This window comes from Burkholderia cepacia complex sp. TUM26381 (genome assembly GCF_057439935.1).
On the sequence record NZ_CM172007.1, the window covers coordinates 2,227,389 to 2,249,369 of the forward strand.

17 protein-coding genes are annotated in these 21,981 nt (G+C 68.5%); 6 read left to right on the forward strand and 11 right to left on the reverse strand.

All coding sequences use genetic code 11. The features are described from left to right. The first annotated feature begins 282 nt into the window (after positions 1 to 282). Together ACWMMN_RS26660 and ACWMMN_RS26665 are read left to right on the forward strand one after the other, a co-directional pair. Positions 283 to 690, forward strand: a complete 408-nt coding sequence (locus ACWMMN_RS26660; RefSeq protein ID WP_059237188.1) for a DUF427 domain-containing protein — start codon at positions 283 to 285, stop codon at positions 688 to 690. Positions 691 to 864: 174 nt separating this feature from the next. Then, positions 865 to 1,857, forward strand: a complete 993-nt coding sequence (locus ACWMMN_RS26665; protein ID WP_059237189.1) for a sulfonate ABC transporter substrate-binding protein — start codon at positions 865 to 867, stop codon at positions 1,855 to 1,857. A gap of 4 nt (positions 1,858 to 1,861) precedes the next feature. Here ACWMMN_RS26665 and ACWMMN_RS26670 read toward each other — a convergent pair whose 3' ends face one another. Further along, entirely contained in the window at positions 1,862 to 2,446 is a 585-nt protein-coding gene (locus ACWMMN_RS26670) for a putative glycolipid-binding domain-containing protein (RefSeq protein WP_059237190.1), read from the reverse strand. Positions 2,447 to 2,680: 234 nt separating this feature from the next. Here ACWMMN_RS26670 and ACWMMN_RS26675 point away from each other — a divergent pair, with 234 nt between their 5' ends. Further along, positions 2,681 to 3,589 (forward strand): LysR family transcriptional regulator, encoded by a 909-nt coding sequence (locus tag ACWMMN_RS26675; RefSeq protein WP_059237191.1) that lies wholly within the window; start codon positions 2,681 to 2,683, stop codon positions 3,587 to 3,589. A 26-nt stretch (positions 3,590 to 3,615) separates the two neighbouring features. Here ACWMMN_RS26675 and potE read toward each other — a convergent pair whose 3' ends face one another. Both potE and ACWMMN_RS26685 read right to left on the reverse strand, forming a co-directional pair. Beyond that, the gene (gene potE, locus ACWMMN_RS26680; RefSeq protein WP_486423353.1) at positions 3,616 to 5,001 is read right to left on the reverse strand and encodes a putrescine-ornithine antiporter; all 1,386 of its coding nucleotides are present in this window, start codon (positions 4,999 to 5,001) and stop codon (positions 3,616 to 3,618) included. 62 nt (positions 5,002 to 5,063) lie between these two features. Next, positions 5,064 to 7,364, reverse strand: coding sequence for an Orn/Lys/Arg family decarboxylase (locus ACWMMN_RS26685; protein WP_486423354.1), 2,301 nt, complete (start codon positions 7,362 to 7,364; stop codon positions 5,064 to 5,066). 506 nt (positions 7,365 to 7,870) lie between these two features. Between ACWMMN_RS26685 and ACWMMN_RS26690 the strand changes: the two genes are divergently transcribed. Continuing rightward, positions 7,871 to 10,051: an ornithine decarboxylase gene (locus ACWMMN_RS26690; RefSeq protein ID WP_174992702.1), complete on the forward strand. Its 2,181-nt coding sequence runs from the start codon at positions 7,871 to 7,873 to the stop codon at positions 10,049 to 10,051. A 304-nt stretch (positions 10,052 to 10,355) separates the two neighbouring features. Continuing rightward, a complete protein-coding gene (locus ACWMMN_RS26695) occupies positions 10,356 to 11,519 on the forward strand; it encodes an MFS transporter (RefSeq protein ID WP_486423355.1) in 1,164 nt (387 codons plus the stop codon). A 34-nt stretch (positions 11,520 to 11,553) separates the two neighbouring features. Here the strand turns inward: ACWMMN_RS26695 and ACWMMN_RS26700 are convergent, their stop codons facing one another. The 8 genes from ACWMMN_RS26700 to ACWMMN_RS26735 form a co-directional block, all read right to left on the reverse strand. Beyond that, complete coding sequence (locus tag ACWMMN_RS26700; protein ID WP_486423356.1) at positions 11,554 to 12,711, reverse strand: iron-containing alcohol dehydrogenase; 1,158 nt, start codon at positions 12,709 to 12,711, stop codon at positions 11,554 to 11,556. After that, on the reverse strand, positions 12,708 to 13,043 hold the full coding sequence (locus ACWMMN_RS26705) for a putative quinol monooxygenase (protein WP_059237196.1): 336 nt from the start codon (positions 13,041 to 13,043) through the stop codon (positions 12,708 to 12,710). Before ACWMMN_RS26705 ends, ACWMMN_RS26700 begins: the two co-directional genes overlap by 4 nt. A gap of 28 nt (positions 13,044 to 13,071) precedes the next feature. Then, complete coding sequence (locus tag ACWMMN_RS26710; protein WP_059237197.1) at positions 13,072 to 13,647, reverse strand: glycerol-3-phosphate responsive antiterminator; 576 nt, start codon at positions 13,645 to 13,647, stop codon at positions 13,072 to 13,074. Between the two features lie 5 nt (positions 13,648 to 13,652). Further along, positions 13,653 to 15,212, reverse strand: coding sequence for an FAD-binding oxidoreductase (locus ACWMMN_RS26715; RefSeq protein WP_174992705.1), 1,560 nt, complete (start codon positions 15,210 to 15,212; stop codon positions 13,653 to 13,655). Next, the gene (locus tag ACWMMN_RS26720) at positions 15,209 to 16,888 is read right to left on the reverse strand and encodes a glycerol-3-phosphate dehydrogenase/oxidase (protein WP_174992706.1); all 1,680 of its coding nucleotides are present in this window, start codon (positions 16,886 to 16,888) and stop codon (positions 15,209 to 15,211) included. Before ACWMMN_RS26720 ends, ACWMMN_RS26715 begins: the two co-directional genes overlap by 4 nt. An 18-nt stretch (positions 16,889 to 16,906) precedes the next feature. Continuing rightward, positions 16,907 to 18,448 carry an FGGY family carbohydrate kinase gene (locus tag ACWMMN_RS26725; RefSeq protein ID WP_486423357.1) on the reverse strand — a complete coding sequence of 514 codons (1,542 nt, stop codon included), beginning with the start codon at positions 18,446 to 18,448 and terminating at the stop codon, positions 16,907 to 16,909. Further along, complete coding sequence (locus ACWMMN_RS26730) at positions 18,445 to 19,908, reverse strand: MFS transporter (protein WP_059237201.1); 1,464 nt, start codon at positions 19,906 to 19,908, stop codon at positions 18,445 to 18,447. Before ACWMMN_RS26730 ends, ACWMMN_RS26725 begins: the two co-directional genes overlap by 4 nt. A gap of 240 nt (positions 19,909 to 20,148) precedes the next feature. Continuing rightward, positions 20,149 to 20,865, reverse strand: coding sequence for an SDR family oxidoreductase (locus ACWMMN_RS26735; RefSeq protein ID WP_486423358.1), 717 nt, complete (start codon positions 20,863 to 20,865; stop codon positions 20,149 to 20,151). Positions 20,866 to 20,997: 132 nt separating this feature from the next. Here ACWMMN_RS26735 and ACWMMN_RS26740 point away from each other — a divergent pair, with 132 nt between their 5' ends. Next, complete coding sequence (locus ACWMMN_RS26740; RefSeq protein WP_174992710.1) at positions 20,998 to 21,975, forward strand: LysR family transcriptional regulator; 978 nt, start codon at positions 20,998 to 21,000, stop codon at positions 21,973 to 21,975. The last annotated feature ends 6 nt before the right edge of the window (positions 21,976 to 21,981 follow it).

The window sequence follows — 21,981 nt, forward strand, 5'->3', positions numbered from 1 at the left end:
AAGGCTGTCATGCGAATGACGACGGCCGATCTTCGCGCGCCTCGCGCCGATCGCTTACCAATTAATTCGGCGTTGCTTATCGACACGGCTGCATCCCGCTGCCCGTGCGCGGGAACGTCCACGCAAGCGCCGGACGACGGCCCGGTGGCCGTTCGCGCCACGGCCTTCCGGCCCCCTGCAGATTCTCCGGAATGGGTGCATCGTATCGGCTGGCAAACGACGGCACCGGCGCGCCGGGATCCACCCGGCACGGCTGCGCCGCCGATTCCTGGAGAACCCACGATGTCGAACAGCCCCGATACGTCCGCTCGCCCCGTGAAGTCGCCGGGCCCCGATCATCCGATCACGGTCGAGCCGCATCCGTCACGCGTGGTGGTCAAGGTGGCCGGCAAGGTCGTCGCCGATACGCGCCGCGCGCTGGCACTGCGCGAAGCCAGCTATCCGGCCGTGCTCTACCTGCCGCGCGAAGACGCCGACATGGCGCTGCTGCAACGCACCGACCATGCGACCTACTGCCCGTACAAGGGCGATTGCGCGTACTACTCGATTCCCGCCGGCGGCGCACGTGCGGTCAACGCGGTATGGACCTACGAGCATCCGTATCCGGCCGTCGAGGCGATTCGCGGACACCTCGCGTTCTATCCCGATCGCGTCGACTCGATCGAGGAAAGCGCCGCCGGCGCGGATTGAGCAGCGCTGATTTGCATATACGCATTCGTTGGTTGGCCGCCGGGCGGCGCCGCCGTATCGTCCTGAATCCGGCGCGGGCCGGCCCGTTGCGTGCCTCGCCCGCATCCGGCCCGGTCCTGCGCCGGCCGCGCCGCCTTCGTGCGCGGCCCGAGAACCCGCTCGCAGGACGCTCCGATGAACGACACACCGCACGCAGACGTTGAAACGACCCCGGCGAACCCGCGCCGCCGCCAGTGGCTGCACGGCGCGGCCGCCGGGCTGGCCGGGCTCGCGCTCGGGCCGCTCGCGGCCCTGCCCGCCCGGGCCGACGACGGCGGCACGCGGCTGCGCATCGGCTTCCAGAAATACGGCAACTTCGTGGTGCTCAAGGCACGCGGCACGCTCGAGAAGCGTCTCGCGAGCCAGGGTGTCACCGTGCAATGGCTCGAATTCCCGGCCGGCCCGCAACTGCTCGAAGGGCTGAACGCCGGCGCGATCGACGTCGGCACGGTCGGCGAAACGCCGCCGATCTTCGCGCAGGCAGCCGGCGTCGATTTCGTCTACATCGGCAACGAGCCGCCCGCGCCGCAGGGCGAGGCGATCGTCGTGCTGCCCGATTCGCCGATCCGCACCCTCGCGCAACTGCGCGGCAAGAAGGTCGCGTTCAACAAGGGCTCGAATGTCCACTACCTGCTGGTGAAGGCACTCGAGCATGCGGGCCTCACGTATGCCGACATCCAGCCGATCTACCTGACGCCCGCCGACGCGCGCGCCGCATTCGTGCAGCGCAGCGTCGATGCGTGGGTGATCTGGGATCCGTACCTGGCCGCCGCCGAGCGGCAGCTCGGCGCGCGCGTGGTCGCAAACGGCGACGGGCTCGTGCGCAACACGCAGTACTACCTCGCGGCGCGCAAGTACGCGGCCGCGCATCCCCAGGTGTTGCGCGCCCTGCTCGATGAAGTCGACGCGGTCGATCGCTGGGCGCGCGATCACGTTCCCGAGGTCGCCGCGCAACTGTCGCCGCTCGTCGGCCTCGACGCGCCGACGCTCGAAGTCGCGCTCAAGCGCGCCGGCTACGGCGTGCAGCCCGTCACCGATGCGACGGTCGCGTATCAGCAGAACATCGCCGACGCGTTCAGTGCGCTGAAGCTGATTCCGGGCAAGCTGTCGGTGGCCAGCGCGCGCTGATGCGTCACGACGCAGGCGTCGCGCCGATGCGCCGCCATTCGTCGTAGTCGGTGACGAGGCCCGCGTCGTCGATCCCGAGATCCGCCGCATACGTGCCGCTCTCGTAGCGATACATGCGGGGCGCCGTATGCGTATAGCGCTGTTCGCCGCGCACGAGGTCGAAATCCGGAAAACGCAGCCACGCGGTGCGAATCGCGGCCGATTCGCCGACGGCAAGCGCCAGCCGCCGGATCGGCAGCGTATTGGTCGACGGGCTGAAGCCGAGATCGATGTCGGTTGCGCCCGCGAGCGCCGGTGCATCGACGCCGCCGATCGTCCATTGCCCGGCCTCGCAGGCGATATCCATCTGCCGTGGCGGCGCCGTGCCGCTCCACCGTGTCACGCGCGCCGCGCGCGTGAGCCAGTCGATGCCGCACGCGATCGCGTAGTCGATGCGAAACGGCGTGCCGTCGATCGCGCCCGACACCGAACCCGACAGGTCGATGCCCGCTGGCGATTCGACGAGCCGGCACCATTCGGCGGCCTGCCACGTCTGCACGATCTGCCATGCGACGCAGTGCGTGCGTGTGGCTTCGTTCCGTTGCGTCATCTCGTGGGCTCCTGTCGGTCGCGCGGAAGGAAGCCGATTTTCGCTCACGATGCCGACGAACGCACGCGGCTTCGGCGACGGGCGCCGCTTCGCGGCCGCCCGCCCCCGCGCGGGCACCGGTCGCGCGACGGCCGATAGTGAGTATCGGTCCGGTACACACCGTCGCGCCGCCGCTGCTTTGGTACCATCGGTCGATCGGCAAAAATCGAACCGGACGACACAAGGCGCGATCTCATGGATTTGTTGGCGGCGATGCGCATCTACGTCAGGGTCGTGGAGCGCGGAACGATGTCAGGCGCGGCGCGGGATCTCGACATGGGTCAACCGGCCGTCAGCGAACGCATCGAGAAACTCGAAAAGCATCTCGGCACGCGGCTGCTGATGCGCAGTGCGCGCACCCTCGCCTGCACCGAGGAAGGCCGCCTCTTCTACGAACGCAGCAAGGCGCTGCTCGAGGCGGCCGAAATGGCGGTCGCATCGGTATCGAAGACGGAAAACGCGCTCGACGGCACGATCCGGCTCGCGGCACCGCAATGCTTCGGCGAGGCCGTGATGCCGGGGGTGCTGATGCAGATCCGCACCGCGTATCCGAAACTGCATATCGACCTGGTGCTGAACGACGATATCGTCGATCCGGTCACCGAGGGCGTCGACATTTCGATCCGCGTCGGCCAGCTCGGCGACGGCGGGTTCGTCGCGTACGCGCTCGGCGCGGTCGGCCGTGTGCTCGTCGCCGCACCGTCGTATCTGGACCGGCACGGCCCGATCGAAACGAAGGCCGATCTCGCGAACCATCCGTTCATCCGCGTGAAAGGCGTATTCGCGAGCGAACAGGTGCCGCTGCAACGTGACGGCAGCGCGGTCGAATACGCACGGATCCGGACGATCATGACCACGAGCCACTGGCGCCCGATGTTCGACACGATCGCGGCAGGCGGCGGCATCGGCGTGGTCCAGCAACCGGCTTGCGCCGACGCGCTCGCGCGTGGCCAGCTCGTCCGGATCCTGCCGCAGTACGACGTCCCCGACTTCGCGTTGAATGTGCTGGTGCACGCGCAGCGGCCGCTGCCGCCGCGCGTGCGGACCGTCGTCGACCTGCTGAAGCAGGCACTCCCGCCGCTGCTGGCGAAGCGCCGCCCGTAGCCGTCACCGGCCACCGGCCGCCGCCGTCACGCCTGCAGCGACTTGCCCGGCTCCTTGACGTGCGCGTCGACTTCCATCTGGTAGAAGCGTGCGCTGACGAAGCCGAACAGCGTCCAGCCCAGGAACACGCACAGGCCGCCGAGCATCAGCGCCTGCTCGCCCGAGCTGAACAGCGCATAGAAGCTGTACGCGGTGGCGACCATCGCGATCACGTTCGTCACCAGCGCCTTGCCGGGCGGCACCTTCGCAACCTTCTGGATCGTGATCAGCGCGGCCATCGACATCACGTAAGGCACGATGTTGGTGACGACCGCGAGATCGACGATCTTCTGGAACTGGCTGCTCAGTTCCGGGCTGATCGTCATCAGCGCCAGCGCAACCTGCGCGACCAGCAGGATCACCATGCCGACGATCGGCGTACCCGTGCGCGTCGCACGGGCGAACACGGGCAGGAAGTAGCCGACGTCCGCCGAGCTCTTGAACACCTGCGCGACCGTGAACTGCCAGCCGAGCAGCGAGCCGATGCACGCGATCACCATCAGTGCGGTGACGATCGTGCCGACGGTCGGCGTGAACATCGTCGCGAATGCGATGCCGAACGGCGCGTTCGACTTCGCGAGGATCGCGTTGGGCACGATGCCCGCGATCACGTTGGTCGACACGATATAGAAGATCGCCGATGCGATCGTGCCGCCGAGTACGGCGATCGGCACGTTGCGCTCCGGATTTTCGACGGCGTCCGAGTTCGCGCACGCCGATTCGAGGCCGAGGAACGCCCACAGCGTCACCGCGATCGAGCCGCCGACGGCCGGCCCGAACGGCATGTTGTTCGGATTCCATGCGGCGCCCCAGGTGGCGCCGCTGAACCAGAACCAGCCGATCAGCGACACCACGACGACCGGGATGATCACGCCCCACACCGTCACCGCACCGATCCGGCCGGTGATGCGCGAGCCGCCGAAGTTCGCGACCGTCGTCAGCACGAGCAGGAAGATCGTCCACAGGCCCGTCTGCAGCGGCGACAGCGTCGCGTCGAACAGCACGGTGCCGTAGCCGACCGCCGTGACGCCGATCGCAACGTTGGCGATCACGAGCGACAGCCCGTACGTATAGTTCGCCATGTAGTTGCCGGCCTTGCCGAACGCGTATTCCGCGTAGCCGCCCATCCCGCCGGGCTTGCGGCTCAGCATCCCGCAGCGCGCGAACGCATAGGCCAGCGCGAGCGAGCCGCCGGCCGTGACGATCCACGACAGCAACGAGATCGTGCCGACCTGTGCGAGCTTCGACGGCAGCAGGATGATGCCGGAGCCCATCATGTTGACCGCCGTGAGGATGGTCAGCTGCCAGACGTTCATCCGGTTCTTCGGCGCGGCCGCCGGGGCCGCGTCGGTCATGCGCGCTGCGTTTTCCATGGTGTCGATCCTTCGATGTGAGGCCGCCAGGCGGCCATTCGCTCGTTCGTCCGCTCAGACGCTCACGCCGTCAGGCAGTACACGCGGTACGTGCCGTCCTCGACTTCCACGCCGTGCGTGTCGTGCGCAAAGCCCGGAAAGCGCCGGTCGTATGCTTCGAGCGCCTTCAGGTAGCCGAGCACCGGGCCGCCGGCCGGCCCCGCGTTCTCGCCCGGCATCAAGAGCGGAATGCCCGGCGGATACGGCACGACGCCGGTGGCGACCGTGCGCCCGGCCAGCTCGTCGAGCGCGACCTGCTCGACGCGGCCCTGCACGAGATGCTCGTACGCGCGCACCGGGCTCATCTCCGGCGTCGGCAGGATCGAGAACGCCTCCGACATCAGCCGCGTCGTGCCGAGCTGCTCCATCGCCGCGAACATCGTGTCGGCCAGGTCCTTCAGCCCCATGCCCGCATAGCGCGAGCCATGCTCCTTCGCGAGCGACGGAATCGCCATGTCGAGCGGCAGGTTCGCGTCGTAGTCGCGCTTGAAGTCGCACAGCGCGCTGACGAGCGAGCCCCACTTGCCCTTCGTGATGCCGATCGAGAACAGGAACAGGATCGTGAAATCGGTCGTCTTCTCGACGACGATCCCGCGCGCGTCGAGATACGCGGTGACGACGCTCGCCGGGATGCCGACCGGCATCAGGCCGCCGGCCGGTGCGACGCCCGGCGTGACGATCGACACCTTGATCGGGTCGAGCATGCAGTAGCCGTCCTCGATGTTGCCGAAGCCGTGCCATTGCGCGCCGGGGCGCAGCACCCAGCACGCCGGGTCGCTCGCGAGCAGTTCGGGCGGCGCATCGTGGAACGGCAGCGTGCGGCCCGTGCGCGCCTCGAGCACGGTGTCGGGCTGCCAGCATTCGAAGAACCAGTCGCCCTTCGCGCCGAATTCGCCGTTCATCCGCGCGATCATCTGGCGGAACGCGACGGCCTCTTCGATCGACTCGTGTGTCAGCGCGGCGCCGCCGGGGCCGTCCATCATCGCCGCGGCCACGTCGTTCGACGCGATGATCGCGTAGTTCGGCGACGTCGATGCATGCATCATGAACGTTTCGTTGAACTGGGCATGCGGAATCGGGCTGCGGCCGTCGCGCACGTGGATGTACGACGCCTGCGACAGCGCGGTCAGCAGCTTGTGCGTCGACTGCGTCGCGAACACCGTGGGGCGGTCCGCGCGATGGTCGCGCGGGTCGCCGTGCATCGCATGGCGGTCGCGGTAGATCGGGTTGAAACGCGCGTAGCCATACCACGCTTCGTCGAAGTGCAGGCGATCGACGCTCGCGCCGAGCAGTTCTTCCACGCGCGTGACGTTGTAGCAAAGGCCGTCGTACGTCGAGTTCGTGATGATCGCGTGCTTCGGCTGGCGATCGGCCAGCCCGGCCGCGAGCGGGTTCGACGAGATCGCCTCGCGAATCGCCGTCTGCGTGAGGCGCTCTGAGGCGATCGGCCCGATGATCCCGTAGCGATTGCGCGTCGGCACGAGGTAGGTCGGAATCGCACCCGACATCGTCATCGCATGTTCAGCCGACTTGTGACAGTTGCGGTCGCACAGCGCGATCTGGTCGCGGCTCACGCTCGCCATCAGGATGATGCGGTTCGACGTCGACGAGCCGTTCGTCACGTGATACGTGCGATGCGCGCCGAACACGCGCGCCGCATAGCGTTCGCTTTCGCCGATCGGGCCCGAGTGGTCGAGCAGCGAGCCGAGTTCGCCAACCGAGATCGACAGGTCCGAGCGGAACAGCGCTTCGCCGAAGTATTCGAAGAATGCGCGGCCGACCGGCGATTTCAGGAAGCCGGTGCCGCCCGTGTGGCCGGGCGTATGCCACGAGTATTCGTAGACGCGGGAGAACTTCGCGAGCGCGCCGAACATCGGCGGCAGCACGGTCGAGCGATAGCGCTCGATCGCCGCGTGGATGCGCCCGCCGATGAAGTCGGCGGTATCTTCGAGCAGCCACACGAAATCGTCGACCTTGCCCATCACCGCCGACGGCACCGTCGACGCGACGCTGCGGTCGGCCAGCAGGAAGATCGGCACGTTCGCGTTGCGATGCCGGATCGCATCGACCACGGCCTCGGACGGCCCGTGGCCGTCCACGCCGAGATCCCAGTCGAGCAGCACGCACTGGATCGACGGGTCGGAGCGGATCAGCACGATTGCATCGTCGGTGGACGTCGCCGTGAGCACGTCGATACCGCGCTGCACGAGCTCCGCACTCAGCGTGCGGACCGCGCGCCCGGTGGCGGTTTCCTGCGTGATTTCATCGTCGACCAGCAGTGCACGCATGCCGAGACGACGAATGCCACCGACAGAAGTATTCATGTTGTTGCCCTCGCTGTTGCGTTGCTTCGATTGGTATTGTTCGTCTCACGAGCACGCGGACAGCAGGTCACGGGCAGCGGCATGAGACGCTCGCAATTCCGGCTTGATTCGCCATCCAATTCGGAGCCGACTATGCCATAGATGCTTTTCGATGAAAAGCTGACGATTCGTTGAAACCATCGGCGCCTTTCAAATCGGATTTCATAATTGGATCATTTTTATGTGCACCGCAGCATGCCAATTCCCGATTATTTGATCATTCTCATCCTGCAATGACATTATCGATTCCGGTCGATTGAATTCGCGGCCTATTGTTGCTACGATCGGCTGCGCCGGGCATGGTCCGATCGCGGCTGTGCCGCACCGCGCAAGGCTATATCGAGCCGCGCGCATTCGGCATTCAGCATTCGCGGGAGCGTTTCAATCGGCTGCGGCGCATGTCGGATCAGGACGACGCGCCGGCGCGAATCGCGCTCCCGCTTCCGCACATTTACGGGAGAGTTCGCGTGAGTCTGTTGAAAATCGCAGTCGAGCCGGCGCTGATTGGCGCCTTCCTCACCACGCACGAACAGGTCGACGTATTCCAGACCGATTTCACGAATATCGCGGCAATCGTGGTCGGAATCGATTCGGCGCAGAAAGTGCTGAAAGCCGTCGAAAAAACCGGGTTCGCGATTCCGTTCTTCGTCGCGGTCGAGCCCGACCAGGAAGTGCCGCCGTCGATCCTGCCGAGCGCGAGCGGCGTGATCCAGCTCCGGCACGGCGGGCGCCACTATTACGGCCGGCAGATTTCCGCCGCCGCCGACATCTACAGCGAGAATCTGCTGCCGCCGTTCTTCAAGGTCATGCGCGAATACGTGCAGCGCGGCTACGTCGAGTTCGACTGCCCGGGCCACCAGGGCGGCCAGTTCTTCTCGAATCACCCGCTCGGCCGGATGTTCTTCGACTTCTTCGGCGAGACGATCTTTCGGGCGGACCTCTGCAACGCGGACGTCCGGCTCGGCGACCTGCTGATTCACGAAGGGCCCGCGCTGGAAGCGCAGCGCAACGCCGCGCGCATCTACAACGCGGACAAGACCTACTTCGTGCTGAACGGCACGTCGACCTCGAACAAGGTCGTCACCAGCGCGCTGCTCGCGCCCGGCGATCTCGTGCTGTTCGACCGCAACAACCACAAGTCGGTGCACCTCGGCGCGCTCGTGCTGTCCGGCGCGCGGCCCGTCTACCTCGAAACCGCGCGCAACGCGTGGGGCCTCATCGGCGGCGTCGACAGCGCGGCGCTCGGCGAAGCGCGCATTCGCGACGCGATCCGCGACGTCGCGCCCGAGCGCGCCGACCTGCCGCGCCCGTTCCGGCTCGCCGTGATCCAGCTCGGCACCTACGACGGCACGATCTACAACGCGCGCGAAATCGTCGACCGGATCGGGCATCTGTGCGACTACATCCTGTTCGATTCGGCGTGGGTCGGCTACGAGCAGTTCATCCCGATGATGCAGGACTGCTCGCCGCTGATGCTGACACTCGGCCCCGACGATCCCGGCATCTTCGTCACGCAGTCGGTGCACAAGCAGCAGGCCGGCTTCTCGCAGACGTCGCAGATCCACAAGAAGGACAGCCACATCGAAGGCCAGAAGCGCTTCTGCGACCACCGCCGCTTCAACAACGCGTACATGATCCATGCGTCGACGAGCCCGTTCTACCCGATGTTCGCGGCGCTCGACGTGAACGCGCAGATGCATGCGGGCCCGGCCGGCAAGCGCCTGTGGCGCGACTGCGTCGCGCACGGTGTCGACGCGCGCAAGCTGCTGATGAAGACCTGCCGCCAGATCCGCCCGTTCGTTCCGCAACAGGTCGACGGCCGCCCGTGGGCCGACTACCCGACCGAGCAGATCGTCGACGACCTGCGCTTCTTCCGCTTTCACCCGGCCGACACGTGGCACGGCTTCGAAGGCTATGCGGACGACCAATACTTCGTCGATCCGTGCAAGCTGCTGCTGACGACGCCCGGCATCGATCCCGACACGCACGAGTACGCATCGTTCGGCGCGCCGGCGCCGATCCTCGCGCGCTACCTGCGCGAGCACGGCGTCGTGCCCGAGAAGGCCGACCTGTACACGATCCTGTTCCTGCTCACGCCGTCGGAGAGCTTCGGCAAACTGCAGCATCTGGTTGCGCACCTCGCGCAGTTCGAGCGCCATCTCGACCAGGACACACCGCTGCGCGAAGCGATTCCGTCGCTGTGCGAAGCCTATCCGGAGCTGTACGGCACCATGCGCTTGCGACAGCTGTGCCAGCGCATGCACGACTTCTACCGCAGCCACGACATGAAGCACCTGCAGAAGCAGATGTTCCGGCGCGCGCAGTTCCCGAAGCAGGCGATGCAGCCGCAGGCCGCGAACGCCGAGCTGATCCGCAACAACGTCGAGCTCGTCACGCTCGACCGCATCGAAGGCCGGATCGCGACCGAGGGCGCGCTGCCCTATCCGCCCGGCATCTTCTGCGTGGTGCCCGGCGAAGCGTGGGGCGGCCCGGCGCTCGATTACTTCCGTGCGCTGGAAGCCGGGATCAACGCGCTGCCGGGCTTCGAGCCGGAAATCCAGGGCGTGTACCTGGAGACGAAGCCGGACGGCACGAAGCAGGCATCGGCCTACGTGGTCGCGGCAGGCGCCGACGCGTCGCGCGCGTAGGGCGGCCCGGCGGCCGCGCGCCGCTCACGGCCCTTCTTCGAGACCGCCGCCCATCGCACGAGCGGGCGCGGGAACGGGGACCGGATGCGCGTGGCCGCAGGCGGCGCAAATCGCACCGGCGCGGCCGCGATTGCGTCGCGACAACGTACACGAGAGCGGCACTTGCATGCGCCCCCGGCGTGCGCTACCGTCCTCCTTTCCGGGATAACCGAAGCCTCGCCTCGAAACCCATCCGTCGATTCGATCCGATGCGGCCCCGCCCCTGCCCGGCGCTGTCGCGTCGACCGTACAGGAGGGGTTTGCGATGGACGTTCGCGTGTACCTGCTGGCCGCCGCCGTATTCCTGGCCGGCGTCGCCGAAAACATCTGCGTCGGCATCCTGCCGGCGATCTCTGCCGGCCTTCACGTGTCGATTGCGGCCGCCGGCCAGCTCACCACGATTTTCTCCGCCGTATTCGCACTGGCCGCGCTCGTGGCAGCCGGCTGCGTCGCGCGCGTCGAACGGCGCACCGCACTGCTCGCGGCCCTCGGCACATTCGCGGCCGCGAACCTGTTTGCTGCCGCGAGCCCCGGCTATGCGAGCCTGTTCGCCGCGCGCGTGCTGATGGCTGCGAGTTGCGCGACGCTGATCCTCGTCGCGACGCGGTTCGCGGCCGAACTCGCGCCGGCGGCGCAACGCGGCCGCGCGATCGGCATCGTATTCATGGGGATCAGCGCATCGCTCGTGCTCGGCGTACCGATCGGGATGCGCATTGCCGAATGGGCCGGCTGGCGCGCAGTGTTCGTGTCGATCGCCGTGCCCGCGCTGCCGCTCGGCATCCGGCTCGCCCGCCGGCTGCCGCGCATGGCGCCTGCCGCGGCCGGCGCGCCCGGCGTGCCGTCGTATCGCGCGGTACTGTCACGGCCGCGCCTGCTGGCTGCGCAACTCGTCTCGATCGCGATGATCGGCGGGCATTTCACGCTGTTTGCGTATCTCACGCCGTATCTGCAGGCCGTGCTGTCGCCCGGTGCGGCCGCACTCGGAGGGTTGTACGTGGCGTTCGGGATCGCCGGCGTGACCGGCGCGTGGCTCGGCGGACTCTTCTCGGACCGGCTCGGCGCGTCACGCGCGCTGTGCGCATGCCCGGCCGTGTTTCTCGTCGCGATGGCGATGCTGCCGGCGGCCGGTGCATCGCCGCTCGCGTTCGTGCCCGCGATGATGCTGTGGGGTGGCATCAGCTGGTCGATCTCGCCGATCGTGCAGAACTACCTGATCCACACCGCGCCGTCGCTGGCCGATGCGAGCGTCGGCATCAACGTGTCGGCCATGCATGCGGGCGTCGCGCTCGGGTCGGCGCTCGGCAGCGTGCTCGTCGGGCGCGATGCCCTGCTCGTCACGCCGTGGGCCGGGTGCGCGCTCGTGGCCGTCGCGCTGGCATGCGCGTGCGTTGCGGCACGGCCCGCGCGGCAGGCCGCCCGCGCCTCGTGAATCGTGACGGGCGGCGCCATGCGCACCGGCCGCATCACCACGCCTGCCGGTAAATCGCCAGCGCGTCAGCCTCCGTCACCTCGCGCGGATTGTTCACGAGCAGGCGCGTCTGCAGCATCGCATCCGACGCCATGCGCGGCAGGTCGCTCTCGCCGATGCCGACTTCGCGCAGCGTGCGCGGAATACCCGTCGCGACGATCAGCCGGTCGATTTCGGCGATCAGCACGTGCGTGCGCGCTTCGTCGCTGCCCGTCGCCGACGGCGCGACGATCGCCGCGAGTTCCGCATACAGCGGCGCGGCCGCCGGCGCATTGAAGCGCAGCACGTGCGGCAGCACCAGCGCGTTCGACAACCCGTGCGGCACGTGGAAAATGCCGCCGACCGGATAGGCCAGCGCATGCACGGCCGCGACCGGCGCATTCGCGAACGCCTGCCCCGCGAACATCGCGCCCACCAGCATCGCTTCGCGCGCGTGCCGGTTCTGGCCGTCGTCGCACGCTGCCAGCAGGTTGCGAGACAGCAGCGTGAGCGCGTGCGTCGCGAGCATGTCCGACACCGGATTCTTCAGCCGCGCGGACGTATAGGCCTCGATCGCGTGCACCATCGCGTCGATGCCCGTCGCGGCGGTTGCCGCGCGCGGCAGGCCGAGCGTGAGTTCGGCGTCGAGAATCGCGACGTCCGCGAACAGGTGCGGCGACACGACGCCCATCTTGCGCGCCTCGCCGACCGTGACGATCGACACGGCCGTGACCTCGGAGCCCGTGCCGGCCGTCGTCGGCATCTGCACGAGCGGCAGCCGCGCGCTCGCGACCTTGTCGACGCCATACATGTCGGCCAGCGCCTGCTGCCGCGGCGCGAGCACCGCGATCAGCTTCGCGACGTCCATCGACGACCCACCGCCCAGGCCAAGCACGATCTCGGCATCGGCCGCGACGGCCCGTTCGGTCGCCTCGAGCACCACGTGCTCGGGCGGGTCGGCGATCACGTCGTCGATCACCGTCACCTGCCAGCCGTGCGCGGCGAGGCTCTCCAGCGCGGGCGCGAGCACGCCGCTGCGATGCAGGAACGCATCGGTGACGACGCACAGCCGCGCGAGCGCCGGAAAGCGTTCGCGCAACAGCGGGCCGAGCCGGCGCGCGGCGCCGAATTCGACGATCTGCGTCGGAACGGTACGGAATTGAAACGGGTTCATCGGGTGCCTCCCGGTGGCGTCGCCGTGCCGGTGTCCGGCTGCACCATGTAGCGCGACACGTCGCGGCGATCGAGCAACGGAATGATGGCCCCGATCCCGATCCGCTGGAAATGCGGCGTTTCCCGATGCGCGTCGAGGCCGTCCGCGTCGCGGTAGCGCTCGAGGATCACGATGTGGTCGGGGTGCTCCGGCGACCGGAAATACGCGTAGTCGAGGTTCTTCGGCTCGGCGCGCGTGGCCGGCGCGAGTTCCGCGAGCAGTTCGACCACGCGGTCGCCGTTGCCGGGCTTCGCGAAGTAATGCGCGATCACCTGCAGGTAAGGTTCGTTCATGCTGCGCTCCGTGTTCGACAGAGGCCCGTCACGCCGACGGGTCGAAATTCCACCACGCGCTGTCGCTCGTCGACACCGCGACCGCCCCGTGCCGCCTCGCGCTGCGCACGTCGTCCGCGTTGCCGACGAAGCCCGACGCGACGATCGGCGGCAGCGCCTGCCGGTCGGCTTCGCTCAGGTGCGCGAGCATCGGCGCCGGCATCAGCTGCACCAGGTTCGGATCGCTCTGCTCGATCGCCTTCACGCTGCGCGGCCACGTCGAGCGGTCGGTCACGAACACCTTCTGCATCGTGATCAGGCCGGCGCGGTTCGCACGCTGGATCGTCGCGACGCGCGTCGACACCAGGCTCGCGACGCCGATATCGGCCAGATATTCGACGCCGCCCTTGTCCTGCGACAGCCCGTCGCAACTATCGATGTTGACGATCACGAACTTGCCGGCCCGGGCGAGCGCCGCGACCACCGCCTGCAGCCGGCGCAGGTCGACGTTCGCGACGATGCCGACCTCGGCCTCGCTGTCGATGAAGCTGTCGGCCTGCTCGACGCCATACAACGTGGCGATGACGGGATGACGGGCGAGACGCGCGCCCAGCGACTTGTCCATGACGTTTACCGGTCGACGTGCGGGCCGGTCTCGTCGCCGAGACCGAGCTTGCCGGGGTTGAGGATGTGTTTCGGATCGAGCGCGCGCTTCACCGTCTGCAGCACCGGGAACGCCGTGCCCAGCGAATCGCGCAGGTACGGCGAACGCAGCAGCCCGACGCCGTGGTGATGACTCAACGCTGCATTGTATTGGATCAGCACCGCGTTTGCCGCGTCCCATGCGGCGCGGTACCACGCGGCCCGCTCGGCCACCGCGACGTCGCCGCGCAGCGAGAAATACAGGCACGCGCCGTCCGCGTATGCATGCGACTGGTGCGCGGATCCGGCCAGCGTGCCCGGCACCGCCTGCAGCGCGGCCACCACGTCGCGATAGATCGCCGCGAGATCGCGCCAGCGACCGCACATCTCCAGCGTGTCGGCCACGAAGCCCGGGCTGCGCTTGAAGCCTTCCGCGCTCTTGCCGGTCAGGTAGCGCGTGTCGAGCCACTTCTCGAAGATCGCGTCGCCGTCGAGCTTGCGCCCGCTTTCCTCGCCGACGCGTGCGCCGATCGCCATCACGGCGTCGACCATCTCGCGCGCGCCTTCGTCGGCGATCAGCAGCACGTTCGTGTCGGGCAGGCCGAACTGCACGCCGCTCTCGAGCGCGTCGTAGAGCCGCAGTGCCGCCGGGTTCGCACCGCGTTGCAGGATCTCGCGGCACGCGTCGAGGCCGGCCGCGAACGTGTCGAAGCCGTACGCGATCGCGCGGCCGTAATCGGGCAGCCGATGCAGCTTCAGGCGCGCGCGCACGATGATGCCGAGCGTCCCTTCGCTGCCGATGAACAGTTGCTGCAGATCCGGGCCGACCGCCGCGCGCGAATAGCCGCCGAGCGTGACGAGGCTGCCGTCCGCAAGCACCACGTCCATCCCGAACACCATGTCCTCGATCTTGCCGTAGCGCGTCGACAGTTGCCCCGCGCCGCGGCATGCAATCCAGCCGCCCACCGTGCTGATCCCGAACGATGACGGCCAGTGCCCCATCGTCAGCCCGTGTTCGCGTTGCAGCGTGTCCTCGAACACGTCGCCGAACATCCCGGCTTCGACGTCGACGATCTGGCTCTCGGTGTCGACACCGATCAGCCGGTTCAGCCCGCACACGTCGAGCACGATGCCGCCGCGCACCGGCAGCGCCGCGCCCGTCACGTTGCTGCGGCCGGCGGACGCCGTCACCGGAATCGTCGCCGCGTGCGCGATGCGCATCACGGCCTGCACCTGCTCGACCGTCGACACGCGCACGACGACCGCATGCGGCGTCGCCGGCCGGCCGCCCGTTTCCGCGACCATCGACGCGGCCCACCAGTCGCGGGTCCACGCGACGACGTCGGCCGGCTGCGCGAGCACCTCGTCGGCCACCGCGCGCAGTGCGTCGACCTGCTGCGGCGATACCGCGACCGGCGCGCGCTGCATGCCGGCCTCGACAGGCGCGCCGCCGGCCGCCAGGTTCAGCGAGTATGGCGGCGGCGTATGCGCGCCGACGACGTAGTTACCGCGGTTGTAGCCGCGCTTGATGGCTTCCTTGCTGATCATCCGTGTTCTCCCATGAGGATGGCTTTTTCGAGTGCGATGGCGGCGACGTAGTCGCGCACCTGGCTGGCGACGGCCGCATCGGACAAACCGAGCTCCGCCTGAAGGATCGCGCCGACGCGCGGCGCCGCGCGTGCCGACGCATCGCGCGCCATCAGCCGCGCGCGGGTGCGGCGCGACAGCACGTCGTCGACGCTGCGCGCGAATTCGTGACGCACCGCATAGAGCACTTCCGCTTCGCTGTACGGCAGCCCTTCGACGATCGGCGCGAGCAGCGACGGCGCCGCATCGGCAAGGTCGCCGACGAAGCGCGCCTCGGTGCCGTAGCGTTCGCCGAGATGCGCGGCAAGCCCGCCCGATGCGACGATCGCCTGCGGGTCGTAGCCGGCCGCGCCGAGCAGGTAGGCCGATTTCGTGCGGCAGCGTGCGCGGCGGCCGAGCAGCTTGCCGACCGTATCGATCGTCTGCTCGGCCATGTGCCGCGACGTCGTCAGCTTGCCGCCGACGATCGTCACGAGCCCGTCGGGCGCGACGTGAATCTCGTGATTGCGCTTCATCTCGATCGTCTTGCCGCCCGGCGGCCCGACGAGCGGCCGGCATCCGGCGATGCTGCCGACCACGTCGTCCGCGCTCAGGTCGGTCTTCAGCGCGGAACGCGCGCCGTCCAGCAGGAAATCGAGCTCCTGCCGCGTGCAGTGCACGTCGTCGAGATCGCCGTCGTAGTCCTCGTCGGTCGTGCCGAGATACGACACGTTGCCCCAGCGCGTGATCGTCGCGCGGCGGTTGCGGCCCGGCACGGGGATCGTCACCGTGCAGTCGTTGCGGATCTTCAGCCACGGGATCGCGACATGCACGCCCTTCGCGGGCCGCACCTGCAACGCGGGCGCATCGCCCTTGCGCGCGCCGGTCCAGTCGCGCAGCCAGACGCCGGTCGCCATCACGACCACCCGCGCCCGCACGCGCCGTTCGCGGCCGTCGGCATGCACGATCGCGCCGTCGACCTTGCCGTGGCCGTCGCGCGTCAGCTCGACCACGCGCGCGTGGTTTGCGACCGCCGCGCCATGAAACGCGGCCGTGCGCACCAGGTTCAGCGTCAGGCGCGCATCGTCGACTCGCGCGTCGAAGTACAGGAAGCCGCCCGTCAGGTGGGTTTCGTTGAAGGTCGGGCAATGGGACAGCACCTCGGCCTTGGTCAGCTTCTGGTGCAGGATGCCCTCGCGCCAGCCGCCGGCGATGTCGTAGGTCCACAGCAGGCTTTCGAAGGCCTTCGCCAGGCGCCGGTCGAACACGCCTTCGCGCTCCATCACCGGAAACAGGAACGGCAGCCGCTGCACGAGATGGCGCGCGTTGCGCCGCAGCCGCTGCCGCTCGAGCAGCGAATGACGCACGAGCCCGAGATTGCCCTGCTCGATGTAGCGCAGCCCGCCGTGCACCATCTTCGACGATTTCGACGACGTGCCCGACGCGAAGTCGCTCTTCTCGACGAGTGCGACGCGCAGCCCGCGCAGGCTCGCATCGAACGCCGCGTACGCGCCCGTCACGCCACCGCCGACGATCAGCACGTCGAACGTATCGGTCTCGAGTCGTGCCAGATGCTCGTCGCGGTTCACGCGCAACGGTTCCGTGCCCGTCATGCCGGCCCGGTCCGTCCGGGGCTTTCTGGATGGCAAAAACATCATGCTGGTCGTTCTCCGTGCTTACGCATGAGCAAAATCGGCCGCGTGCGCGAGCTCGGACGCGATCCGAGCGTGCCAGGCCGCGCGCCGGCGCTGCCGGCTGTCCGCATCGATCGAGGGTTCGAACACGGCGTCGGTGACGAGCGTCGCGCGGGCCGCGTCGAGCGAATCCCACAGCAACCCCGATGCACCCGCGAGGAATGCCGCGCCACGCAGGCTCGCGCGGTCGCCTTCGCGCATCCGGCGCACCGGCACGCCGCTCACGTCGGCCTGGATCTGCAGCAGCGTGTCGCTGCCCGCGAGGCCGCCGCCGACGATCAGCTCGGACACGTCGGCCCGCGCGACCGCCTGGTTGGCTTCCATGCACGATGCAACCGAATGCGCGATGCCTTCGAGCACCGCATAGGCGACCTCCGCCTGTGTCGTCGCGATCGAGATGCCCGACAGCAACGCACGCGCGTTCGGCTCCATCCGCGGCACGCGCAGGCCCGTGAGCGCCGGCACGAACGTCACCCCGCGCGCCGACTGCACGGTGCCCGCGAGCGCGCTGATCTGCGCGGGATCGTCGAACCAGCGCAGCTTTTCGCAGACCCAGCGCAAGGCCGATCCGGTCGTCGCGACAAAGGTTTCGAGCGAGTAATGCGACACGCCGCCGTGCCGCCGTGCAGTCATCGCGAGCGTGCCGTCGTGCGCGTGACCGGGTTGCGCATGCGATCCGGCGTCCGGGCGCGCCGTACCCGTCAGCAGGTCGACGAAGCTGCCGGTGCCGTGCACGTACATCGCCTGCCCGCGCTCGACGCAGCCGAGGCCGACTGCCCCCGCGAACTGGTCGCCCGCGCACGCGAGAATCGGCACGTCGATGCCGAGCACGTCCTCGCGCGTGCGGCCGAACGCGTCGGCATCCTCGCGCAGCGCGGGCAGCAGCTCGCGCGGAAAGCCGAGCGCATCGAGCCACGGGTCGAAGTAGCGGTGTTCGCCGAGCCGGTACGCACTCGCGGAAGTTGCGTTGGTCGGCGTCGTCACGCACGCGCGCGCATCGGACAGATGCCACAGCAGCCACGTATCGATCGTGCCGAACGCGAGACAGCCGGCGCGCTGTGCGTCGGCCACCGCCTGCGACGTGCGCAACTGGTGCACGGCCCACAGATACGGCGAGCGCACGCCCGCCGGCCGCCCGACCTGCGGCACCAGCACGCGATCCCAGTCGGCCGCGAGACGGTCGAGCTCGTCGGCATGACGCGTGTCCTGCCAGACCATCGCGGGCACGAGCGCGCGCCCGGTCCGCGTGTCCCACAGCACGGCGGTCGCACGCTGCGTCGCGAGCGCCAGCGCGACGATGCGCACACCCTGCTCATGCGCATGGGCAAGCGTCGCGCGGCAGACCGCGAGCGTCTTGTCGAGGATCGCGTTCGCGTCCTGTTCGACGACGCCGGGCCGCGGGCTGTCGACCGACAGCGGCAGGTATTCCAGGCACGACACGTGTCCGCTCGCGTCGACGAGCGCGGCGCGCGTGCCGGACGTGCCTTCGTCGATCGCGAGAATGGCGTTTCGGGTTTCGGTCATCGCTGCGTTTTCTCGATGGCGGGTTTCAGGAAGGCCGACGCGGTGCGCGCGTCTTCGCCGAAGTGCGGCGCGTCGGGTTCGTTGTCGGGATTGATCGTCGTGCGGGTTGGATCCCAGCGGATCGCGAAGCAGATCGCGCTGGCCACGCACGGCACGATCGCGAGAATCAGGAACGTGTGCTCGAGGCCGTAGCGCGCACGAAACAGCGGAAAGACCAGCAGGCCGAGCGCCGCGCCGATCGACCCGAGCGCGCCGACGATGCCGTTCGCGCCCGCCCGCAGCTCGCCGCGAAACGACAGCGACGACAGGCTCTTGCCGTTCGCGCCGGGGCCGGCCGAGTGGAACAGGATGAACAGCGACGGCACGACCACCGACAGCCACAGCGGCATGCGCGCATGAAACAGCCCGAGCGCAACCAGCATCGCGCAGACCGCCGCGAAGCCGAATGCCGACGCACGACGCAGGCCGGCACGGCGGCCGACCGCCGACGACGAGAAGCCGCCGACGATCCCGAACAGGTTGAACACGAGCGCGCCGAGCGTCGCGTAGACGAAATCCTTGCCGAACAGCGCGGCGCTGATCAGCGGCAGATACCAGCCGATCGCGAAGTATTCGATCGACTGGCCGATCTGCACGGTCGCGGCCAGGATCGTGCGCGGCAGGTAGACGCCGCGGAAGATCAGCAGCACGTTCGCGAGGCCGCGCGTGGCCGGATTGACGACCGGCGTGCGTTCATGCGCAGGCGCGGCGATGAATCCCTGCCCGTAGATGCGTGTCATCGCGCGCGCCGCATCGTCGAGCCGCGCCTTGCGTGCGAGCCAGATCGGGCTTTCGACGAGGTACGCGCATTGCAGCGCGAGGATCGCGACGCCGAATACCGCGGTGGCCGCCACCGAGTAGCGCCAGATCGAATCGCCGACCTGCCACGCATGAAACAGCAGCGCGAGCAGCAGGTTCAGGCAGACGGCCGTGTACCACATGCCCTGCCAGGTATTGAGCCGGCTCTTCAGGCGGCCCGGCGTGAACTCCGCGAGCATCGCCATCGCGATCGCGAAGTCGATTCCGTACGCCATCCCGACGAAGAAGCGGCCCGCGAGAATCGCGTTGAAATCCGGTGCGAACACCACCAGCAGCGCACCGATCACCGACAGCAGCTTCGCGGCGATCAGCGGCCGCACACGGCCCCACCGGTCGGCCATCCAGCCGCCGATCGGGTTGAACGCGATCGCGACCCACGATGCGAACGACGTCATCCATGCGACCTGCGCGGCCGACAGATGCAATTCGTGTGTCATCGGCCCAAGGCCGGCGCTCAGTGCCGAGTTGGAAAATGCGTCGAGAAACAGCCCGCCGAGCGACAGCCACCAGACGAGTCCCGCCCTGCCCGTGATACCGGGGCGCGCGTCGAGAAAGGAGATGACGTCTTCAATGCCATGAAGCTTGACTGCGATCGTTTGCACAATCGGCCTCCGTATATTTTTTCTGTAAGAGGCTCGACATTGCAGATGCGATCGACGCATGGAGAGACCATCTTACAGATAGTCTCTTATCTAGATCTGCCAGCGCAATTTACGGCGGGCAGCGGGCCTGTGTCAAGCGCGGTCGGTTGTGCGTTGCAGCGAGCGGCGCATCATCGTGTCGCGCAATCGTTGCGCCCGCAACGGCGTTCGCACGCGGGCAATGCACCGCGAACCGCGCGTTTACCACGGCACGGTCCGCCCCAGGTAGTCGAGGTATTCGAGCCCGGGCCGCGCCCGCTTCGCGAGCAGCACGTCGACGAGGCCCGGCACGCTCTCTTCGATGGTCAGGCGCGCATCGGGCCCGCCAAGTTCGGTGCGGACCCAGCCGGGCGCCATCAATGCCATCGCACGACGCGGATCGGCCTGACGCGCCGCGAAGCTGCGCATGAACTGGTTCAGCGCCGCCTTGCTGCCGCGATACACCTCGCGCATCCCGCTGACGTTGTTCGCAACGCTGCCCTGCCCCGACGACATGGCGCCGATCAGGCCTTCCGCGGTCACGAGATCCTGCAGTGTCTCGATCACGCGCATCGGCGCCAGTGCATTCGTGATCATCACGCGCACGAATTCGTCGGTCGCCACTTCGCCGATCGTCTCGTTCGGATCGTTGGTCGTCCCCGCGTTCACGAACAGCATGTCGAAGCGCCTGCCCGACAGGCGCTCGCGCAGCGCGGCCAGTTGCGCGGGCTCGCAGATATCGAGCATCTCGATATCGAGCCGGCCGTCGAACCGGTCGGCCAGGTCGTGCAGCTTCGTGCGCCCCGATCCTTCGCGCACGGTACCCGTCACGTTCCAGCCCTGGTTCAGGAAACCCTCCGCCATCGCGAGCCCCAGGCCGCGCGAGGCCGCGACGAGCAGGAGCGTGGGGACGTGTCGATTCGATTCAGTCGATTGCATGGTTTCCGCCTTGGTCTGGTTTCGTCATGCGGCCACTATAGGCGCGCACCACGACAGGCGCCAGACGCACCAGATGCAACCGATAGTTGCACCGAACGCCCTGTCATTCACGCAAAAGCGTATCCTGTCCGCATGGAAGACCTCGACCTGAACCTCGTCACCGCGCTCGACGCGCTGCTGTCGGAAAGCAGCGTGACCGGCGCCGCGCGGCGGCTGGGCCTGAGCACGTCCGCGATGAGCCGCACGCTCACACGGCTGCGGCTCTCCACCGGCGATCAGTTGCTCGTGCGCGCCGGGCGCAAGCTCGTGCCGACACCGCATGCCGCCGCGCTGCGCGACCGCGTGCATGCGATCGCGCTCGACGCACGCGCCGTGCTCCGGCCGGCGACGGCCGACGTCGACATCGCCACCCTCACCGCCACGTTCACCATCCGGGCGGCCGCGTCGTTCATGGAAATGCTGTCGGGTCCGGTGGTCACCGCGCTCGGCGAAGTCGCACCACACGTGCGCATCCGCTTCGTCCCGAAACCCGACCGCGATCCGCAGGCGCTGCGCGACGGGGCGATCGACCTGGAAATCGGCAAACGCGGCGACGATGCGCCCGAGCTGCACACGCGCATGCTGTTTCACGACTGGCACGTCGCGGTGGCGCGCACCGGGCACCCGCTGTTCGCATCGGCCAGGATCACGCCGGCGCGCTATGCGGCCTGCCGTCACGTGATCGCATCGCAACTCGGCGATTTCGACGGGCCGGCCGGCGACGCGACCGGCAGCGCCGGCCCGGGCCACGCCGTGCACGTCGTCGTGCCGGGCTATCCCGATGCGATGCGCGTCGCCGCCAGCACCGACCTGATCGCGCTCGTGCCGCGCTCGAGCCTCGGCAACGCGTTCTCGCCGGGACTCACGGAAGCCCTGGGGCTGCGCAGTTTCGAGATCCCGGTGCACCTGCCGGCGATCCTCGTTTCCGCGCTGTGGCATCCGCGCATGCACGGCGACCCCGTGCATCGCCGCCTGCGCGATGCCGTCATTGCCGTCTGCCAGCGCGCGTATCCGGATTCCCGCGCGCCGCGCGCAACCGCACGCCGCGCCGGACCGCGTACCGCCGGCTGACGTCAC